At 64.0% G+C, this 17,303-nt stretch carries 12 protein-coding genes; 7 read left to right on the forward strand and 5 right to left on the reverse strand.

All coding sequences use genetic code 11. The features are described 5' to 3' along the window. Positions 1-123 precede the first annotated feature (123 nt). A complete protein-coding gene (locus BX591_RS09500; RefSeq protein ID WP_111930562.1) occupies positions 124-393 on the forward strand; it encodes a hypothetical protein in 270 nt (89 codons plus the stop codon). Between the two features lie 115 nt (positions 394-508). Here the strand turns inward: BX591_RS09500 and htpG are convergent, their stop codons facing one another. Together htpG and BX591_RS09510 are read right to left on the reverse strand one after the other, a co-directional pair. Beyond that, the gene (htpG, locus tag BX591_RS09505) at positions 509-2,404 is read right to left on the reverse strand and encodes a molecular chaperone HtpG (RefSeq protein WP_111930564.1); all 1,896 of its coding nucleotides are present in this window, start codon (positions 2,402-2,404) and stop codon (positions 509-511) included. A 195-nt stretch (positions 2,405-2,599) separates the two neighbouring features. Beyond that, entirely contained in the window at positions 2,600-4,054 is a 1,455-nt protein-coding gene (locus BX591_RS09510; RefSeq protein ID WP_111930566.1) for an aminotransferase-like domain-containing protein, read from the reverse strand. A 334-nt stretch (positions 4,055-4,388) separates the two neighbouring features. Between BX591_RS09510 and BX591_RS09515 the strand changes: the two genes are divergently transcribed. The 6 genes from BX591_RS09515 (at position 4,389) to BX591_RS09540 (ending at position 12,216) form a co-directional block, all read left to right on the forward strand. Then, positions 4,389-5,078: a VOC family protein gene (locus tag BX591_RS09515; protein WP_111930568.1), complete on the forward strand. Its 690-nt coding sequence runs from the start codon at positions 4,389-4,391 to the stop codon at positions 5,076-5,078. Positions 5,079-5,156: 78 nt separating this feature from the next. Then, positions 5,157-6,353 carry an aminotransferase-like domain-containing protein gene (locus BX591_RS09520; protein ID WP_111930570.1) on the forward strand — a complete coding sequence of 399 codons (1,197 nt, stop codon included), beginning with the start codon at positions 5,157-5,159 and terminating at the stop codon, positions 6,351-6,353. Between the two features lie 69 nt (positions 6,354-6,422). Further along, positions 6,423-6,887: a RidA family protein gene (locus BX591_RS09525; RefSeq protein ID WP_111930572.1), complete on the forward strand. Its 465-nt coding sequence runs from the start codon at positions 6,423-6,425 to the stop codon at positions 6,885-6,887. Between the two features lie 192 nt (positions 6,888-7,079). Then, positions 7,080-8,000 carry a PhzF family phenazine biosynthesis protein gene (locus BX591_RS09530; protein WP_111930574.1) on the forward strand — a complete coding sequence of 307 codons (921 nt, stop codon included), beginning with the start codon at positions 7,080-7,082 and terminating at the stop codon, positions 7,998-8,000. Positions 8,001-8,486: 486 nt separating this feature from the next. Further along, positions 8,487-10,853 carry a bifunctional diguanylate cyclase/phosphodiesterase gene (locus BX591_RS09535; protein WP_111930576.1) on the forward strand — a complete coding sequence of 789 codons (2,367 nt, stop codon included), beginning with the start codon at positions 8,487-8,489 and terminating at the stop codon, positions 10,851-10,853. 154 nt (positions 10,854-11,007) lie between these two features. Then, a complete protein-coding gene (locus tag BX591_RS09540; protein WP_111930907.1) occupies positions 11,008-12,216 on the forward strand; it encodes a chromate transporter in 1,209 nt (402 codons plus the stop codon). A gap of 26 nt (positions 12,217-12,242) precedes the next feature. Here the strand turns inward: BX591_RS09540 and BX591_RS09545 are convergent, their stop codons facing one another. From BX591_RS09545 to BX591_RS09555, 3 genes are all read right to left on the reverse strand, one after another. After that, the gene (locus BX591_RS09545) at positions 12,243-12,701 is read right to left on the reverse strand and encodes a CopD family protein (RefSeq protein ID WP_111930578.1); all 459 of its coding nucleotides are present in this window, start codon (positions 12,699-12,701) and stop codon (positions 12,243-12,245) included. A gap of 173 nt (positions 12,702-12,874) precedes the next feature. Next, positions 12,875-15,199, reverse strand: a complete 2,325-nt coding sequence (gene parC, locus BX591_RS09550; RefSeq protein WP_111930580.1) for a DNA topoisomerase IV subunit A — start codon at positions 15,197-15,199, stop codon at positions 12,875-12,877. Positions 15,200-15,263: 64 nt separating this feature from the next. After that, entirely contained in the window at positions 15,264-17,249 is a 1,986-nt protein-coding gene (locus tag BX591_RS09555) for a DNA topoisomerase IV subunit B (protein ID WP_111930582.1), read from the reverse strand. Positions 17,250-17,303 lie beyond the last annotated feature (54 nt).

Consider the following 17,303-nt stretch of genomic DNA (forward strand, 5'->3'; position numbering starts at 1 on the left):
AACCAATCTCAATTTATGATCGTTGATTCTGTTTAGTTAGTTACCCATACTTATCCCGGTCGACCAGACAGGCCATGCCTGCACGGCCGACATCATCGATAATTAACCATTCCGGAGTCACCCTTGAATACCGTCAACACGAAAGAAACGTCCGACCGAATCGCTCATCTGGCCGCGCTGGTTTTGCGGCGCGCATCGGTCACGTTTGCGGAGAAAGAACTCGCCGGTTCGGCACTGGCGCAGCATCACACGTCCAAACAGACCAGCCAGAAGATCGGCAGTCTGGCGGCCAAGGTACTGGCTGACCACGCGTCCTGCCACGAAGCCAAGGAACTGGCCGGCTGCGTGCTTTCGCAGGTCACGCATCTGAACCGGCCGGTTCCGGCCCGCTAAATTTCGCGCCGTAGTCCGGCACAGCCAAAAAAAATGCGCTGCCCAAAGGCAGCGCATTTTTCGACTCCCAGCGTCAACCGACCGCTGTTAATTCACACTCGTTAAACCGCGCTTATTACGCACGCGCCAGCAGCAACGCGTTGGTGCGCTTCACGAAGCTCGCCGGATCTTCCAGCGATCCGCCTTCAGCCAGCATGGCCTGGTCGAACAGCAGGTGGCACCAGTCGTCGAAGTTCGCGCTATCCGCGTGCAAGCCCTTCACCAGCGCATGTTCCGGATTCACTTCGAGAATCGGATGGAACGACGGCGCGTCCTGCCCCGCCGCCTTCAGCATGCGTTGCAGATAGCCGCTCATTTCGCCGTCGTCGGCCACGAGACAGGACGGCGAATCGGTGAGGCGGAACGTGAGACGCACGTCTTTCGCCTTGTCCTTCAGCGCTTCCTTCATCTTCTCGACGAGCGGCTTGAACTCTTCGCCGACCTTTTCCTGGGCCTGCTTTTCTTCATCGTTCAGCGCGCCCAGATCGAGATCGCCGCGCGCCACGCTTTGCAGCGGCTTGCCGTCGAATTCGTTCAGGAACGACAGCATCCATTCGTCGACGCGATCGGTCAGCAGCAACACTTCCACGCCCTTCTTGCGGAACACTTCGAGATGCGGGCTGTGAGTCGCGGCCAGCCAGGTGTCGGCGGTCACGTAGTAAATCTTCGTTTGCTCGGGCTTCATTCGCGCGACGTAATCGGCCAGCGACACCGTCTGCTCCGCCGTGTCCGTATGCGTCGACGCAAAGCGCACGAGCTTCGCGATCCGCTCGCGATTGGCGAAGTCTTCGCCGATGCCTTCCTTCAGCACCTGGCCGAATTCCTTCCAGAAACCGGCGTATTTGGCCTTTTCCGCTTCGTCTTCCGAATTGGCCAGCTCTTCGAGCATGGACAGCGAACGCTTGATCACGCCTTCGCGAATCGTCTTGACGTCACGGCTTTCCTGCAGGATTTCGCGCGACACGTTCAGCGGCAGATCGCTCGAATCGACCACGCCCTTCACGAAGCGCAGATAGCCCGGCAGCAGTTGCTCGGCTTCGTCCATGATGAACACGCGCTTCACGTACAGCTTCAGGCCGCCGCGATGGTCGCGATTGAACAGGTCGAACGGCGCGTGGGTCGGCACGTACAGCAGTTGCGTGTACTCGCTGCGGCCCTCGACGCGGTTATGCGTCCAGATGAGCGGGTCCTGATGGTCGTGCGCGAGGTGCTGGTAGAACTGCTTGTACTGCTCTTCGGTGATGTCGTTCTTCGAACGGGTCCACAGCGCGCTGGCCTGGTTGACGGTCTCGTCTTCCTCTTTCGTGACCATCTCGCTCTTTTCCGCGTCCCACTCTTCCTTGTGCATCAGGATCGGCAGCGCGACGTGGTCCGAGTACTTCTGAATGATCGACTTCAGACGATGCGACGACAGCAGCTCGTCTTCGTCGGCACGCAGATGCAGCGTGATGGTCGTGCCGCGCGCCGCGCGCTCGATGCTCTCGACCGCGAAGTCGCCCTCGCCGGCGCTTTCCCAGCGCACGCCTTCCGACGCCGGCAAACCGGCGCGGCGCGTTTCGACCGTGATCCTGTCGGCAACGATGAAGCCCGAATAGAAGCCCACGCCGAACTGGCCGATCAGCGCCGCGTCTTTCTGCTGGTCGCCGGAGAGCTTGCCGAAGAATTCCTTGGTGCCCGAACGGGCGATCGTGCCGAGGTTGGCGATCGCTTCGTCGCGGCTCATGCCGATGCCGTTGTCGTCTATCGTGACGGTGCGGGCGGCCTTGTCGTACGACACGCGAATCCGCAGGTTCGAATCGCCTTCGTACAACGCGCTGTTTTCGATCGCTTCGAAGCGCAGCTTGTCGGCCGCGTCGGACGCGTTCGAAATCAGCTCGCGCAGGAAAATTTCCTTGTTGCTGTACAGCGAATGGATCATCAGGTGCAGAAGCTGTTTCACTTCTGCCTGAAAGCTCATGGTTTCTTGTGCCATGGTCGGACTTCCTCTCTGTTACGAATGGGATTCAAATCGGGGTGATGCAGGACGCCTGGCGCGGCCGATGCGGCCGGTGTGGCCTTTGCAACGGGCCGCGCAGCGCCGGCGGCCGGCGCGCCGAGTCGATTCGTCGGTGCGTCAATTCGGCGACTACCGCATTGCCCGCGTATTTTGGGGCAAGCTCGCGCAGTTTCAAGAGGCGCGGCGCGCAACTCCGTCGAGATAGCGGGACAGAAACGTCGCCAGTTCCGGATCGCCGCAGTTGGCGATATTGAAGCGCATCCAGGTGGTCGGCGACTGCTGTGGCGAGAACAGGCTACCGGGCGTCAGCAGAAAGCCGGCTTCGTGGCCGGCGGCGGCCAGCGCGCCGGCGTCGACGCCGGTATCGGCCCACAGAAACATGCCGGCCGCGGGCGTCAGGAACAGCTTCAGGCCGGTCTTTTCCAGCATCCGCACGGATTTTTCGCGCACGCTGTCGAGCCGCACGCGCAGCCGCTCGACATGCCGCCGGTAATGGCCCTCGGTCAGAATCTTGTACAGCACCCGCTCGTTCAGTTCCGGGCTGGTCATGCCGACCAGCATCTTCTGATCGCTGACGGCCCGCGCGACGTCCGGCGCGCACGCGATAAAGCCGACGCGCAGATTCGGCGCGAGCGTCTTCGAAAAGCTGCCGAGGTAGATCACCCGCTTGAGCTGATCGAGACTCGCGAGCCGCGTGCCCGGATAGCTCGGCGGACACAGATCGCCGTAAATATCGTCTTCGACGACGATGAAATCGTAGGCCTCGGCGAGCCGCAGAATGCGAAACGCCTGGGCCGCCGTCAGCGACGTGCCGGTCGGATTCTGCAACACCGAGTTGATCACCAGCATCTTGGGCCGCCACGTCTCGACCAGCGCTTCGAGCGCGTCCAGGTCCGGGCCGTCCGGCGTGTACGGCATGCCGACCAGCCGCGCGCCCTGCGACACGAAACGCCCGAACATCTGAAACCACGCCGGATCGCCGACGATCACCGCATCGCCCGGCTTCACGTAAATGCGCGAGATCAGGTCGATGGCCTGCGTGACGCCGGACACCATCACGATCTGGTCCGGCGAGGCGCCGATCTCCAGCTCCTCGAGCCGCGTCTGCAATTGCTGGCGCAGCGGCAGAAATCCCTGCGGCGTGCCGATGCCGAGCATCTGCGCGCCGCTTTGCCGGCCGAGCGTGCGCAGCGCGTTGGTGATCAGATCGCCGTCGAGCCAGCGCATCGGCAAATAACCGAGACCCGGACTGCGCTCCGAGCGCGCACCGGTATGCAGCATGTTGCGCAGCAGCCAGACCACGTCGAGCGCGGCCGGCTCGGGCGTGGCGATGCTCGGCGCGCGCGTCTCGACCAGCGCCACCCCGCTCAGACGCTCGCGCACATAAAAGCCGGAGCCGCGCCGCGACTCCAGATAGCCTTGCGCGACCAGCCGCTCGTAGGCCTCGACCACCGTGAAGCGCGACACGCCTTTGTCCAGCGCGAGCTTGCGGATCGACGGCATGCGCATGCCGGGACGAAACACGCGTTCCTCGATACGGCGGCGGGCCCACTGCACGAGCTGCTCGACCAGCGTCATCGCGGTCGTGTCGTGCGGCGTGGGAATCTGGGCGAGCGGGACGGACATGACAGGCTCCAACTGTTCCCCGGAGGGGCGTCGTACAGGCGTACTGGAAAGTATCGAATCGATTGTACCGTTACTGTGCCGGTCGTCGTCGCTACATTTTGAGACAAGCAACGGGGCAACGCGACCCGGCCCCAGCGGGACGGATGGCCCGCCGGCCGCCAGCGATCCGGCAAGACCCGCCGAAAACACCCCGCGCATGGCCCGCCGATCCGGCAAACGGTTATGCTTACGGCCCCGGCAGCGCAGCCGCCCTACCCGGCGCGCGCGGCCCGCGCGACGCGCGCCGGCCGGCCGCAGAAAAACCGTTCTCCGTTTCCCGTTTCCCGATTCCGTCATGACCGCCCAAACGCTTCGTCTCGACCACCTCGTGATTTCCGCCCGCACCCTCGACGAGGGCACGCAGTACGTCGCCGACGCGCTGGGTGTCGCACCGGCCGGCGGCGGCGCGCATCCGCTGATGCGAACCCACAACCGTCTGCTGAACCTGTGGGGCGGCGTCTATCTGGAAGTGATCGCGATCGATCCGCACGCCGCCGCGCCAGCCGAGGGCAGCGCACCGCGCGCCCGTCTGTTCGCGCTCGACGACCCGGCCACCCAGGCGCGGCTCGACCACGGGCCGTACCTGTCGCACTGGGTGGCGCGGGTCGACCGGCCGAAGCGGCTGTCGACGTGGCAAACGCAGTATCCGCAGCGCATTGCGCCAATCGTGCCGATGACGCGCGGCGATTTCACATGGGGCCTCTCGGTGCCCGACGACGGCGCTTTCCCCAGTTGGCAAGGCGCCGGCGACGGCGTACTGCCGTCACTGATTCAATGGGACTCGGCGCACCATCCGTCGGCGTTCCTGCCGGATTCGGGCATCGCCCTGAAAGCCTTGAAAGGTACGCATCCGCAAGCCGAGCTCGTCGCGGCGCAGTTGCAATGGCTCGGCGCCGCGCATCTGATCGCGTTGCAGCCAGCCGAGGGCGCCGCGGCGCTCGTCGCCGAGTTCGATACACCCGAGGGTCTACGGACCCTTAATTAAAGCAGCGCGCGCGGGTCGCCGACTCGCGCGATAATTGAAGTTTTTGACCGGTTCCACCGATACCAGCAGAGGAAGACCATGGACCAAAGCGACTTGAAAGCCCCCACGTGGCAACTATCCGAACGCGCACGCAAGCTCACGAGCTCGGCGATTCGCGAGATTCTGAAAGTCACGGAACGGCCCGAAGTCATTTCGTTCGCGGGCGGTCTGCCCTCGCCGGCCACCTTCCCGGCTGAACGCATGCGCGAGGCATCGGACCGGATTCTGCGCGACTCGCCCGCCGCGGCGCTGCAATACAGCGCGACAGAAGGCTATCTGCCGCTGCGCGAATGGGTGGCCAAACGCTATTCGGTGAACGGCGCCCAGATCCGTGCCAGTCAGGTGCTGATCACCACCGGTTCGCAACAGGCGCTCGACCTGCTCGGTAAAGTGCTGATCTGTCCGGACAGCCCCGTGCTGGTCGAAACGCCCACCTACCTCGGCGCGCTGCAATCGTTCTCGATGTACGAGCCGCGCTACGTTCAGGTGCCGACTGACGAGCAAGGCCTGATTCCCGAAGGCCTCACGCCCGAGCTGACGGCCGGCGCGCGCCTGCTGTACGCGCAACCGAACTTCCAGAATCCGACCGGCCGCCGTTTGCCGGTCGAGCGCCGCCGCGCGCTCGCCGAGTTTGCGAAGACCGCGCCGTTCCCCGTGATCGAGGACGACCCGTACGGTGCGCTCGACTACGCCGGCGAGCCGTTGCCCACCATGCTCTCCATGGCGCCGGACCACATCGTCCACCTCGGTTCGTTCTCGAAGGTGCTGGCGCCGGGCCTGCGGGTCGGCTACATCATCGCGCCCGAAGAACTCATCTTCAAACTGGTGCAGGCCAAGCAGGCCACTGACTTGCACACGCCGAGCTTCACGCAGCGCATCGTCCACGAAGTGATCAAGGACGGCTTCCTCGACACGCACGTGCCGACCATCCGCGAGCTGTACCGCAATCAGTGCGAAGCCATGCTGGCCGCGCTCGAACGCTATATGCCCGAAGGCGTGAGCTGGAACCGTCCGGAAGGCGGCATGTTCGTGTGGGTGAATCTGCCCGCGCAGATCGACAGCATGAAACTGCTCGAAGAAGCCGTCGCGCAAAATGTCGCGTTCGTGCCGGGCGGACCGTTCTTCGCAAACGAGGCGCAACACAACACGCTGCGCCTGTCGTTCGTCACGGTGCCGCCGGCCAAGATCGACGAAGGCATGGCGCGTCTGGGCGCACTGATCCGCGCGAAGATTTAAGCGAAGCCTGCTTGCGCGCATAGCGCCCGGCAGGCACCTCCGAATTCCATCACTGACCAAGGACGCAACATGGCTCAAACCAATGTGTACGACAAGCTCAAGGAACTGGGCATCGAACTGCCGAGCGCCGGCGCGCCGGCCGCCGCTTATGTGATGAGCGCGCAAAGCGGCAACACGGTGTACCTGTCGGGCCACATCGCGAAGAAAGACGGTAAGGTGTGGACCGGCAAGCTCGGCGACAACCTCACGACGGAAGAAGGCAAGGCCGCGGCACGCTCCATCGCCATCGACCTGCTGGCTACGCTGCACACGCACGTCGGCGATCTGAACCGCGTTACGCGTATCGTCAAGCTGATGAGCCTCGTCAATTCCACGCTCGAATTCACCGAACAGCATCTGGTCACCAACGGCGCGTCCGAACTGGTCGCCGACGTTTTCGGCGAGCGCGGCAAGCATGCGCGTTCGGCATTCGGCGTCGCGCAGATTCCGCTCGGCGCGTGCGTCGAGATCGAGATGATCGCCGAAGTCGAGTAAGGCTGCGTAACGCTAACGCGTCGCGGACTCGCATTAGTAAAGCGCATCATCGCGCCGGACAACCAGAACGCGTCGCGAGGTCTAAGCACCTCGCGACGCGTTCTGCTTTTTGCGGCGAGGTGGCTCGTCGCGTCGGCAGCAGATAGAATCCGCGAACCCGATCCACTCGCACGATTCGCCGGACCGCGCACGATGCTCGCCAACCCTGTCCGTTTCAAACAAGTCGACGTGTTCACGTCGGTGCCGTTCAAAGGCAATCCGCTTGCCGTGGTGTTCGATGCCGATACGCTCGATGCGGATCAGATGCAGGCCATCGCGCGCTGGACCAATCTGTCCGAAACCAGCTTTCTGCTAAAGCCCACCGACCCGGCCGCCGACTATCGCGTACGCATCTTCACGATAGAAGGCGAGTTGCCGTTCGCGGGGCATCCAACGCTCGGCACCGCGCATGCGCTGCTCGAAAGCGGCTATCAGCCGAAGCAGACGGGCCGCCTCGTCCAGCAATGCGGCGTGGGTCTCGTCGAACTCAAGGCGTTGCCGGCCGCGGCTAGCGTAGATAGCGCGCAAAACACCGAACCACGCGCGTGGGCTTTCGCCGCGCCGCCCGCTCGCATCACGCCGCTCGGCGCGGATCGCTATACCGAACTGTCTACGGCTTTGCGTAGTAACGCGATCGATTTCAGCGCCGCGCCCTGCGCGGTCGACAATGGTGCACCGTGGCTGGTGGTACGCGTCAATTCGGCGCAAGACTGCCTCGCGCTCGAACCCGAAGCGGGCGCACTCGCCAAACTCGTGCATTCGGTCGAGGCCATTGGCCTCGCCGTCTACGGTCCGCATGAGCCGAACGGCCCTGCTACGTTCGAAGTACGTTGCCTGATGGCCGGCGATCGCTTCGGTACGGGGGAAGACCCGGTCACCGGCAGCGCCAATGCGGCGCTCGCCGGTTTGTTGAGCGCGCAGCAACGACGCCCGGGCGAGCGCTACACGGCCCGTCAAGGCACCGTCCTCGGTCGCGCGGGCCAGGTGTCGGTGCACTACGACGACACACAAGGCAAGACATGGATCGGCGGCGCCTCGGTAACGATCGTGGACGGCACGTTCCGCCTGCCATGAACGGCACACTCCTTGCCTGCCGGGCGCTGGTTAGCGTGTCCTCGCCAGCGTCACGCAACGACGCACGCGGTTTGCCGCGCTCAGCCACGCTACGCCACGAAGCGCCGCGGACTCTCGCCCAATCAATGCATTTTGCATTGAGCAAGGCTTGGCACACCTGAACGCCCAGCCGCGACTCCCGATGAAACATTCGAAAACGACCACCGGGCCGCGGCCCCAGCACCGGCCGACGCGGCCACGAAATCATCCCGGCTGCGCCGTTTGCTGCGCCCGCGTATACCCGAAGCGTGGACCCTTCCTTAATCCAGTGGCATTAAGTAATATCGAAACGTGCCTGATAACGTGCGGACAATCGGGCACGACACCACGCTCCCTCCTCCTGCGCAGCAGTTCCGGCACCCTGGTCACGATGCAGCCAACCATGAAATCAGCGCAGTCGACCCTCGCTCGTTTGCAACCGGCCGGAACCCGGGCACGGACTCGCCGATGAGCAAGTCACGCTTCTCCGACCAGCGCGATGCCCAACCCCGCCGCGACCCCGCCGTGTCGCGCCGTCGAGCCCTGTTCGCCATTCCGGCGCTCGGCGTGTTGGTGCTGATTCTGCTGTGGACCGTGATTTTCGCGCGTCTGTCGGTCGAGAAAGAAGCCACCAATCGCGAGGCCATGGCCTCTGCCGCCATACTCTCCGCGGCACTGGAGCAGCACACGGTCAAGGCGATTCACCAGGTCGACCAGATCACGCGCTTCGTCAAATACGAATTCGAGAAAACCCCGGGGCATTTCGATCTCGCCAGCACGGTTGAAAAAGGCGTGGTGCAGAGCGAGACGTTGGTACAGGTGTCGTTGATCGACGAACACGGCACGTTGATCGCCAATACGGCCGAGCTCAATCCGAGACACATCGATCTGTCCGACCGCGAACATTTCAAGGTTCACGAGCACGAGAACGACGACCAGTTGTATATCAGCAAGCCGGTGCTCGGCCGCGTGTCAGGCCATTGGACCTTGCAGATGACGCGGCGTCTGAATCATCCGGACGGCTCGTTCGCGGGCGTGGTGGTGGTGTCGGAAGATCCCAGCTATTTCACCAGCGACTTCTATAACAACGCAGCGATCGGCCGTGAAGGCGTGATCGCGGTGATCTCGGACAACGGCACCGTGCTCGCGCGGCGCACCGGCAGCGCCAGCAGCGCCAACGGCACGTTCTCGGCGAGCGGCACCTACCCGACTTCGGAACACGTGTCGGGCACCTACATCGATTCGATCGACAACGTCACGCGCATCGTGTCGTACCGGCATATCGACGGCTATCCGCTCGGCGTGCTGGTCGGCTTGTCGCAAGCCGAGGAATTCGCGGACTACAACCACACGCGCAATGTCTATCTGCTGATGGCCGGCTTCATCTCGCTCGCCATGCTGAGCTTCTTCGCGGTCGCCACCGGCCTGATCGGCAAACTGCTCGGCCGCGAGCGCGAGATGACGCATCTGGTCGAATACGATCTGCTCACCGGTCTGCGCAACCGCTACGCGACGCTGCAGAGCCTGCGTCACGACGTCACGCAGCCGGCCAACCTCGGCCGTCTCGCGATTCTGTTTATCGACCTCGACAACTTCAAGACCGTCAACGACACGCTCGGCCACAACGCCGGCGACATCGTGCTGCAAATGACCGCATCACGCCTCGCCACCGCGGTCGGCGAGAGCGGCGCGTTGAGCCGCATCGGCGGCGACGAGTTCGTCGTGGTGCTCAAGGGCGACGACGTCGAGAAGCAGGCGATCGCGCTGGCCGAAGCGGCGGCGGACGTCTTCGCCAAGCCGTTCGAGGTGCGTGGCAGTTCTTTCGTGCTGCATGCGAGCATCGGCATCGCGCTCTATTCGGTCGCGAACGAAAGCGAAATCGACCTGCTGAAAAAAGCCGACCTCGCGATGTACAGCGCCAAGGACGCGGGCAAGAACTGCTACCAGTTCTATTCGCCGCAACTGTCGCACCGCGCCGACCATTTGATGAAGTGGGAACAGCAACTGCGCGTGGCGCTGACCGAAGGCCAGCTGTTTCTCGCCTACCAGCCGAAGATCGACCTGACACGCCGCTGCATCACGGGCTTCGAGGCCTTGGTGCGCTGGAACCATCCGCAGCACGGCCTGATCCCGGCGAACGAATTCATTCCGGTTGCCGAATCGACCGGCCTGATCGTGCCGATCGGCGACTTCGTGATCGAGACCGCCTGCCGGCAGCTCGCGCTGTGGCAGCAACAGGGCTACGACACGCTGTCGCTCGCGGTGAACATCTCGGCGGTGCAGTTCTGGCGTGGCGATCTGTACGAAACCATCTCGCACGCCATCGAGGAAAGCGGCATCTCCGCGCGCCGCCTCGAACTCGAAATCACCGAAACGGCGATGATGGAATATCCCGAACTCGTCTCCGAGAAGATCTTCGCGTTGAAGCGTCTCGGTGTGCGCGTCGCGCTCGACGATTTCGGCACCGGCTATTCGTCGCTGTCCTATCTGAACCGCTTTTCGGTGGATACGCTGAAGGTGGACCGCTCGTTTATCCAGGCCATTCCCGGCGACCGCAGCGTCTGCGTGATGGTCACCGCAATCGTCAACCTCGCGCGCTCGCTCGGGCTCACCGTGGTGGTCGAAGGCACCGAAACCGAGGAGCAGATCGCGTGGCTCGCCGCGCTCGGTCATATCGAGGCGCAAGGCTTCCTGTTTTCGCGGCCCGTGCCGGTGGAGGCCATCCCCGCGCTGCTGGAGCGCTTCGGCGTATGCGGCATGGCTGGCCGTCGCCCGGCGCATGAAGCGGACAACGCCACCGTCACCTCCAGCACGAGCGCCAGCGCCAATCCCTGAGCCTGATGGCGCGCAACGCGCCTCACCACGGCCGCGCAAAACCGGCTACATTCACGCAGTACCGCATCACAGCGCGATGCCCGCCACCGGCCGCGCCTCATATAACGATGATCCCGGAGGGTGGGCGCGCCGCGTGCCGGTCGCCCGCGGCGCCATGCAGACGATCACGAGCCAGGATGCCGCCCGACGAGGCGCACGAGAACCGCTATGGACGCTATTCCGGGTCGTATTCGGCCTGTCGGCGCTGTCATGGGGCGGCCTCGCACTCATGGCGCAACTCGAAAACCACTATGTCGAACGCGAAGGGCGGCTCTCGCGCATCGCCTTCTCCGATCTGATCGCGCTGGCGTGGATGGTGCCCGGTCCGGTGGGCTGCAACGTCGCGGTGCAGCTGGGGCACGCGCTGCGCGGACGCACCGGCGCGTGGGTCGCGGGCATTGCCAGCGTGCTGCCCTTCTTCATGCTGATGACGCTGTTCGCGATCTTCTACCGCACGCCGTTCGTGCGTGCCGCCGCTTCGCAAACCTTGTTGAATCACTTCAGTGTCGTGCTGGCCACGTTGATCGCCGTCACCTGGTATAAGCAGGCGCGCGCGCTGTTGCGCGGCAAACTCGAATGGCTCGCGGCGGCGCTCGGCTGCGTCGCGCTTTTCTATGCGCGCAGTCCCGCTGCTTATGTGGCGATGCTCGGTGCGGCCTTTGGCGCAGGCTGGGTGATCAGCCCGATTCGCAATACGCGGCTTGTCGTGTCGTTCGGACGCGGCGACCGGCATCTGCTGATCGCGCTGTGCGTGCTGCTGGTGCTGTTCGCGCTGCCATTGCCGACTCGCTATGAACTTGCGCTGCTGTGGCCGCGTCTGGCCGGCGCGGGCATGACCCTGTTCGGCGGCGGTTTCTCTGCGCTGCCGGTTTTGAAGACGCTGTTCGTCACCCCGGCGATCGGTGTGTCGGACAACGACTTCACGCTGGCGTTTTCTTTGTCGCCGCTGTCGCCCGGTCCGCTGCTGAACGTGGTGCCGTTCTTCGGCTATCTGGTGGACGGCTGGCTGGGCGCACTGATCGCCACGCTGGCGTTGTTCGTGCCGTCGGGCTGCCTCGTCGTGCTGGCGCAGCGGCATTTGCATCAACTGAAGGCGAATCCGCGCTTCGAGCACGGCATGCGGATGCTGCGCGCGGTCACCACCGCGTTTCTCGCGGTGGCGGTGCTGCGCATTGCCGGACATGTGCCGTTCAAGCCGGCGTATCTGCTTACCGCGCTGTTCTCCGGCATGTGCTTCGTGAAGCTGAAGGTGCCGGTGTACGTGGTGTATGGGACGGTGGCGGTGGTGTGCGGGTTGTGGCTTGCGTATGGGTCGCTGCCGTAGCGTGGCCCCGCTCTAGCCTTGCAACCTCAAAACCCGCGCGACAGCACGGCGACACCGATCGTCACCACGCCAAGCACGATATTGATCAGCACCAGGCGCCGGATCGTACCGACCGCCTGGGCGCCGTCCGGCCACTTCTGCGCCTGCACCGCGCGCCGAATGCGCGGGAACACCGCAAACCGGATATGCCCGAAGATCAGCATCATCACGATGCCGAGGCCGGCCATGGCATGCAACGGCCACGTGGCATGACCGCCGCCGAATTGCATCAGCAGTAAGCCGCCGGTGATCAGAATCACCAGCACCGCCGCCGCAACCCAATTGAAGAAGCGGCTAAACACCGATTCCCACAAAGGCAGGCGCAATTGCGGCGATAAATCCGCAATGGCCGGGCGCAGGCAGAAATGCGCGAAGATCATCCCACCCACCCACACCGCGACCGCGAGCAGATGGAGAAAGAGTGCGAGTTCGATAGCTTTGTTCATGTTGTTTTCCTCTCCCGACGACGCCGTGCCGCTTATGACGAATAATATTTGCGGCGGCTACTGAGCGCATTCGACCGCGCGCTGTGCGTGCAGTTCCTGACGCGCGAGGCTTTCCCCGCGGCGAGCGCCCCGCATGCTAGCAGAGGCTCGCCGTGCTCGAACGTCAAGCTTTGTCAGGCAGCCGGCACCGGACGCATGCCGTCGAGCTTCATCTTGCTCTCGGGCGTGCGTCCCTTGCGCGCCCGTTTGCCGACATGCGGCGCGAGCGCGGCGGGGCCGAGCTTTTCTTCGTCGACGCGGCCACCGCGCCGCGTACCGATCAGGATCACGCCCGCGTGATTGACGGACAGCGCCTGCACCAGCGTTTCGTTCTCGTCGAGCGCCATCAGCGTGACGCCGCGGCCGCCGCCCGACAGCGTCTTCATCTCGTCGAGGCCGAACACCAGCAAACGCCCGCCCGACGACAGACATGCAATGTGCGTTGCATCCGGCAGCATCGGCATTGGCGCGAGCGGTGCGGCGCCGGCGTCGATCGTCATGAACGACTTGCCGGCCTTCACGCGGCTCACCATGTCGCCGACCTTCGCGATAAAACCGAAGCCGGTGCTGGACGCGAGCAGCAAGGCCTGATCCGCCGAGGCCGCGTAGTAATGCATCAGATGGCTGCCCGATTCCAGTTCGATCAGCGACGTGACCGGCACGCCGTCGCCACGACCGCCCGGCAGCAAGGCCACCGCGACCGAATAGACGCGGCCGTTGCTGCCCCACGCGACGAGCGTGTCCGGCGTGCGGCACTGGAACGCCGCGTAGAGACCGTCGCCAGCCTTGAACGTGAATCCTGCGGCATCGAGACCGTGGCCCTTCAGCGCGCGCACCCAGCCCTTCTGCGACACCACCACCGTGACCGGTTCATCGACCACCCGCGCTTCGAAAGTAGCGCGCTTTTCCTGCTGGATCAGCGTGCGGCGCTCGTCGCCGTATTGCTTCGCGTCGCCGTCGATTTCCTTGATGAGCAGACGCTTCATCGCCGATTCGCTGCCGAGCAGTTCTTCGAGTTTGGCTTTTTCGTCGCGCAGTTCGGCCAGTTCCTTCTCGATCTTGATCTTCTCCAGACGCGCCAACTGACGCAGCCGGATCTCGAGAATGTCTTCGGTTTGCCGCTCGGACAAGCCGAACGCGGCCATCAACGCGACCTTCGGTTCGTCGGCTTCGCGAATGATGCGGATGACTTCGTCGATATTCAGAAAGACGACCATCCGCCCTTCGAGGATGTGAATCCGGTCGTTGACCTTCGACAGCCGATGACGCGTGCGGCGCGTCACGGTCGCGAAGCGGAACGCGATCCACTCCTGCAGAATTTCGCGCAGCCCCTTCTGGCGCGGCCGGCCGTCGCCGCCCACCATCACCAGATTCAGCGACGCGTTCGACTCCAGGCTCGTATGCGCAAGCAACGTGTTGACGAAATCGGTCTGGTCGATGCGGCTCGACTTCGGCTCGAACACGAGGCGCACCGGCGCATCGCGGCCGGACTCGTCGCGCACCGCGTCGAGCAGCGCGAGCATGGTCTGCTTGGTCTGCAGTTGTTCGGGCGTGAGCGTCTTCTTGCCGAGCTTGATCTTCGGATTGGTCTGCTCTTCGATTTCCTCGAGCACCTTCTGCGCGGCCGTGTTCGGCGGTAGTTCCGTGATCACCAGTTGCCACTGGCCGCGAGCGAGTTCCTCGATCTTCCAGCGCGCGCGCACCTTCAGGCTGCCGCGACCGGTTTCGTACGCCGCGGAGATTTCCGCTTCGCTCGAAATGATCTGGCCACCGCCCGGGAAGTCCGGCCCCGGAATGTGTTGCATCAATTCGGCATGCGACAGGTTCGGGTTGCGGATCATCGCGACCGCGGCGCCCGCGACTTCGCGCAGATTGTGCGAAGGAATTTCCGTCGCCAGCCCCACCGCAATGCCCGATGCGCCGTTGAGCAGCACGAACGGCAGGCGGGCGGGCAGCAGACGCGGCTCGTCGAACTCGCCGTCGTAGTTCTTCATGAAATCGACCGTGCCCTGGTCTATCTCGTCGAGCAGCAGCTTCGCGATCGGCGTCAGGCGTGCTTCGGTGTAGCGCATGGCCGCTGCGCCGTCGCCGTCGCGCGAACCGAAGTTGCCCTGGCCGTCGATCAGCGGGTAGCGCATCGAGAAGTCTTGCGCGAGGCGCACCAGCGCGTCGTACGCCGACTGGTCGCCGTGCGGGTGGTACTTACCCAGCACGTCGCCGACCACGCGCGCGGACTTGACCGGCTTGGCGTTGTCGGACAGACCCATGTCGTTCATCGCGAACAGGATGCGGCGCTGCACCGGCTTCTGGCCGTCGCACACGTCCGGCAGCGCGCGGCCCTTGACCACGCTCACCGCGTACTCGAGGTACGCGCCTTCCGCGTAATTGCCGAGCGTCAGAATGTCGCCCTCCGGGGGCGGCGGCTCGGTGAAAAGGTCGAGAGTGTTGTCGTCGTCCATCTAGATTCCGTATCCGTGTTTGGCGTGAAGTGAGTTCAGGGAGATCGAGCGCGCTTCGACGCGCTCAGATGTCCGCTTCCACTTCGTTGCCCTTTTCTTCCAGCCAGCTACGGCGCGAGGCCGCTTCGCCCTTGCCCATCAGCATGGTCATGCGCGCTACCGTGGCGTCGTAGTCGAGTTCGCCGAGCGCGACCGGTGTCAAGCGCCGCGTGTCGGGGTTCATGGTCGTATCCCACAACTGTTCCGCACTCATTTCGCCGAGGCCCTTGAAGCGGCTGATCGACCATTGCGTATCGCGTACGCCGTCTTTACGGAGTTTGTCGAGGATCGCTTCGAGTTCGCCCGCGTCGAGCGCGTACAGTTTCTGCGCCGGCTTCTTGCCGCGCGCCGGTGCATCGACCCGGAACAACGGCGGACGCGCGACGCACACATGCCCGCGTTCGATCAGTTGCGGGAAATGCCTGAAAAACAGCGTGAGCAGCAACACCTGGATATGCGAACCGTCGACGTCGGCGTCCGACAGAATGCAGATCTTGCCGTAGCGCAGATTCGACAGATCGATCTTGTCGTCCGGGCTGTGCGGATCGACGCCGATCGCTACCGAAATGTCATGCACTTCGTTATTGGCGAACAGCCGGTCGCGCTCGGTTTCCCACGTGTTCAGCACCTTGCCGCGCAACGGCAGGATCGCCTGATATTCCTTGTCGCGGCCCATCTTGGCCGACCCGCCCGCCGAGTCGCCCTCGACGAGGAACAGTTCGTTGCGGCCGATTTCCGTCGACTCGCAATCGGTCAGCTTGCCCGGCAACACCGCCACGCCCGAGCTCTTGCGCTTCTCGACCTTCTGGCCGGCACGCGTACGCGCCTGCGCCTGCTTGATGACGAGGTCGGCGAGTTTCTTGCCGTGCTCGACGTGCTGATTCAGCCACAACTCCAGCGCCGGACGCGAGAACGACGACACCAGCTTGACCGCGTCGCGGCTATTCAGGCGCTCCTTGATCTGCCCTTGAAATTGCGGATCGAGCACCTTGGCCGACAGCACGAACGAGACGCGCGCGAACACGTCTTCGGCGAGCAGCTTCACGCCCTTCGGCTGCAGATTGTGCAGTTCGACGAAGCTCTTCACCGCCTGATACAGACCGTCGCGCAAGCCGGATTCGTGCGTGCCGCCCGCGGGCGTCGGAATCAGGTTCACGTACGACTCGCGCATCAGCGTGCCTTCCTCGCTCCACGCAACGACCCACGACGCGCCCTCGCCTTCCGCGAAGGTTTCTTCGCTCGCGCGCGAGTTTTCGACGAAACGTTCGCCCTCGAACAGCGGGATCAGCAGATCGCTGCCGTTCATGCCTTCGAGCAGATAGCCGCGCAGACCGTCTTCGTATTTCCAGGTTTGCTGTTCGCCGGTTTTCTCGTTGATCAGCGTAACTTCGACGCCCGGCAGCAGCACCGCCTTCGAACGCAGCAGACGTTGCAGTTCGCCGAGCGGCAGGTTCGGCGAGTCGAAGTATTTCGGATTGGCCCACGCGGTGACGCGCGTGCCGGACTTCTTGTCGCCCTTCACCGCGGCACGCACTTCGAGCGCTTTGGCGACGTCGCCATTGGCGAAGCTCAGATCGGCGACCTTGCCGTCGCGCCACACGGTGACGTCGAGGCGGGTGGACAGCGCGTTGGTGACCGACACGCCGACACCGTGCAGGCCGCCGGAAAACGTGTACGCGCCGCCGGCGGCTTTGTCGAACTTGCCGCCCGCGTGCAGGCGCGTGAAGACGATTTCGACGACCGGCACGCCTTCTTCCGGATGCAGGCCGAACGGAATGCCGCGGCCGTCGTCTTCGACCGAGACCGAGTGGTCCGCGTGCAGCGTGACGGTGATCTGGCGGCCGTGGCCGCCGAGGGCCTCGTCCGACGCGTTGTCGATGACTTCCTGAATGATGTGCAGCGGATTTTCGGTGCGGGTGTACATCCCGGGCCGTTGCTTGACCGGCTCGAGGCCCTTCAACACCTTGATCGACGCTTCGCTATACGCGGCGTTTGGCTTTTTCGTAGACATGGTTGACTCGGGTGCGGCGGTTCATCGTTGTCCACAGGTCCTGTGGACAGGTCC

This window comes from Paraburkholderia bryophila (genome assembly GCF_003269035.1).
GTDB lineage: Bacteria > Pseudomonadota > Gammaproteobacteria > Burkholderiales > Burkholderiaceae > Paraburkholderia > Paraburkholderia bryophila.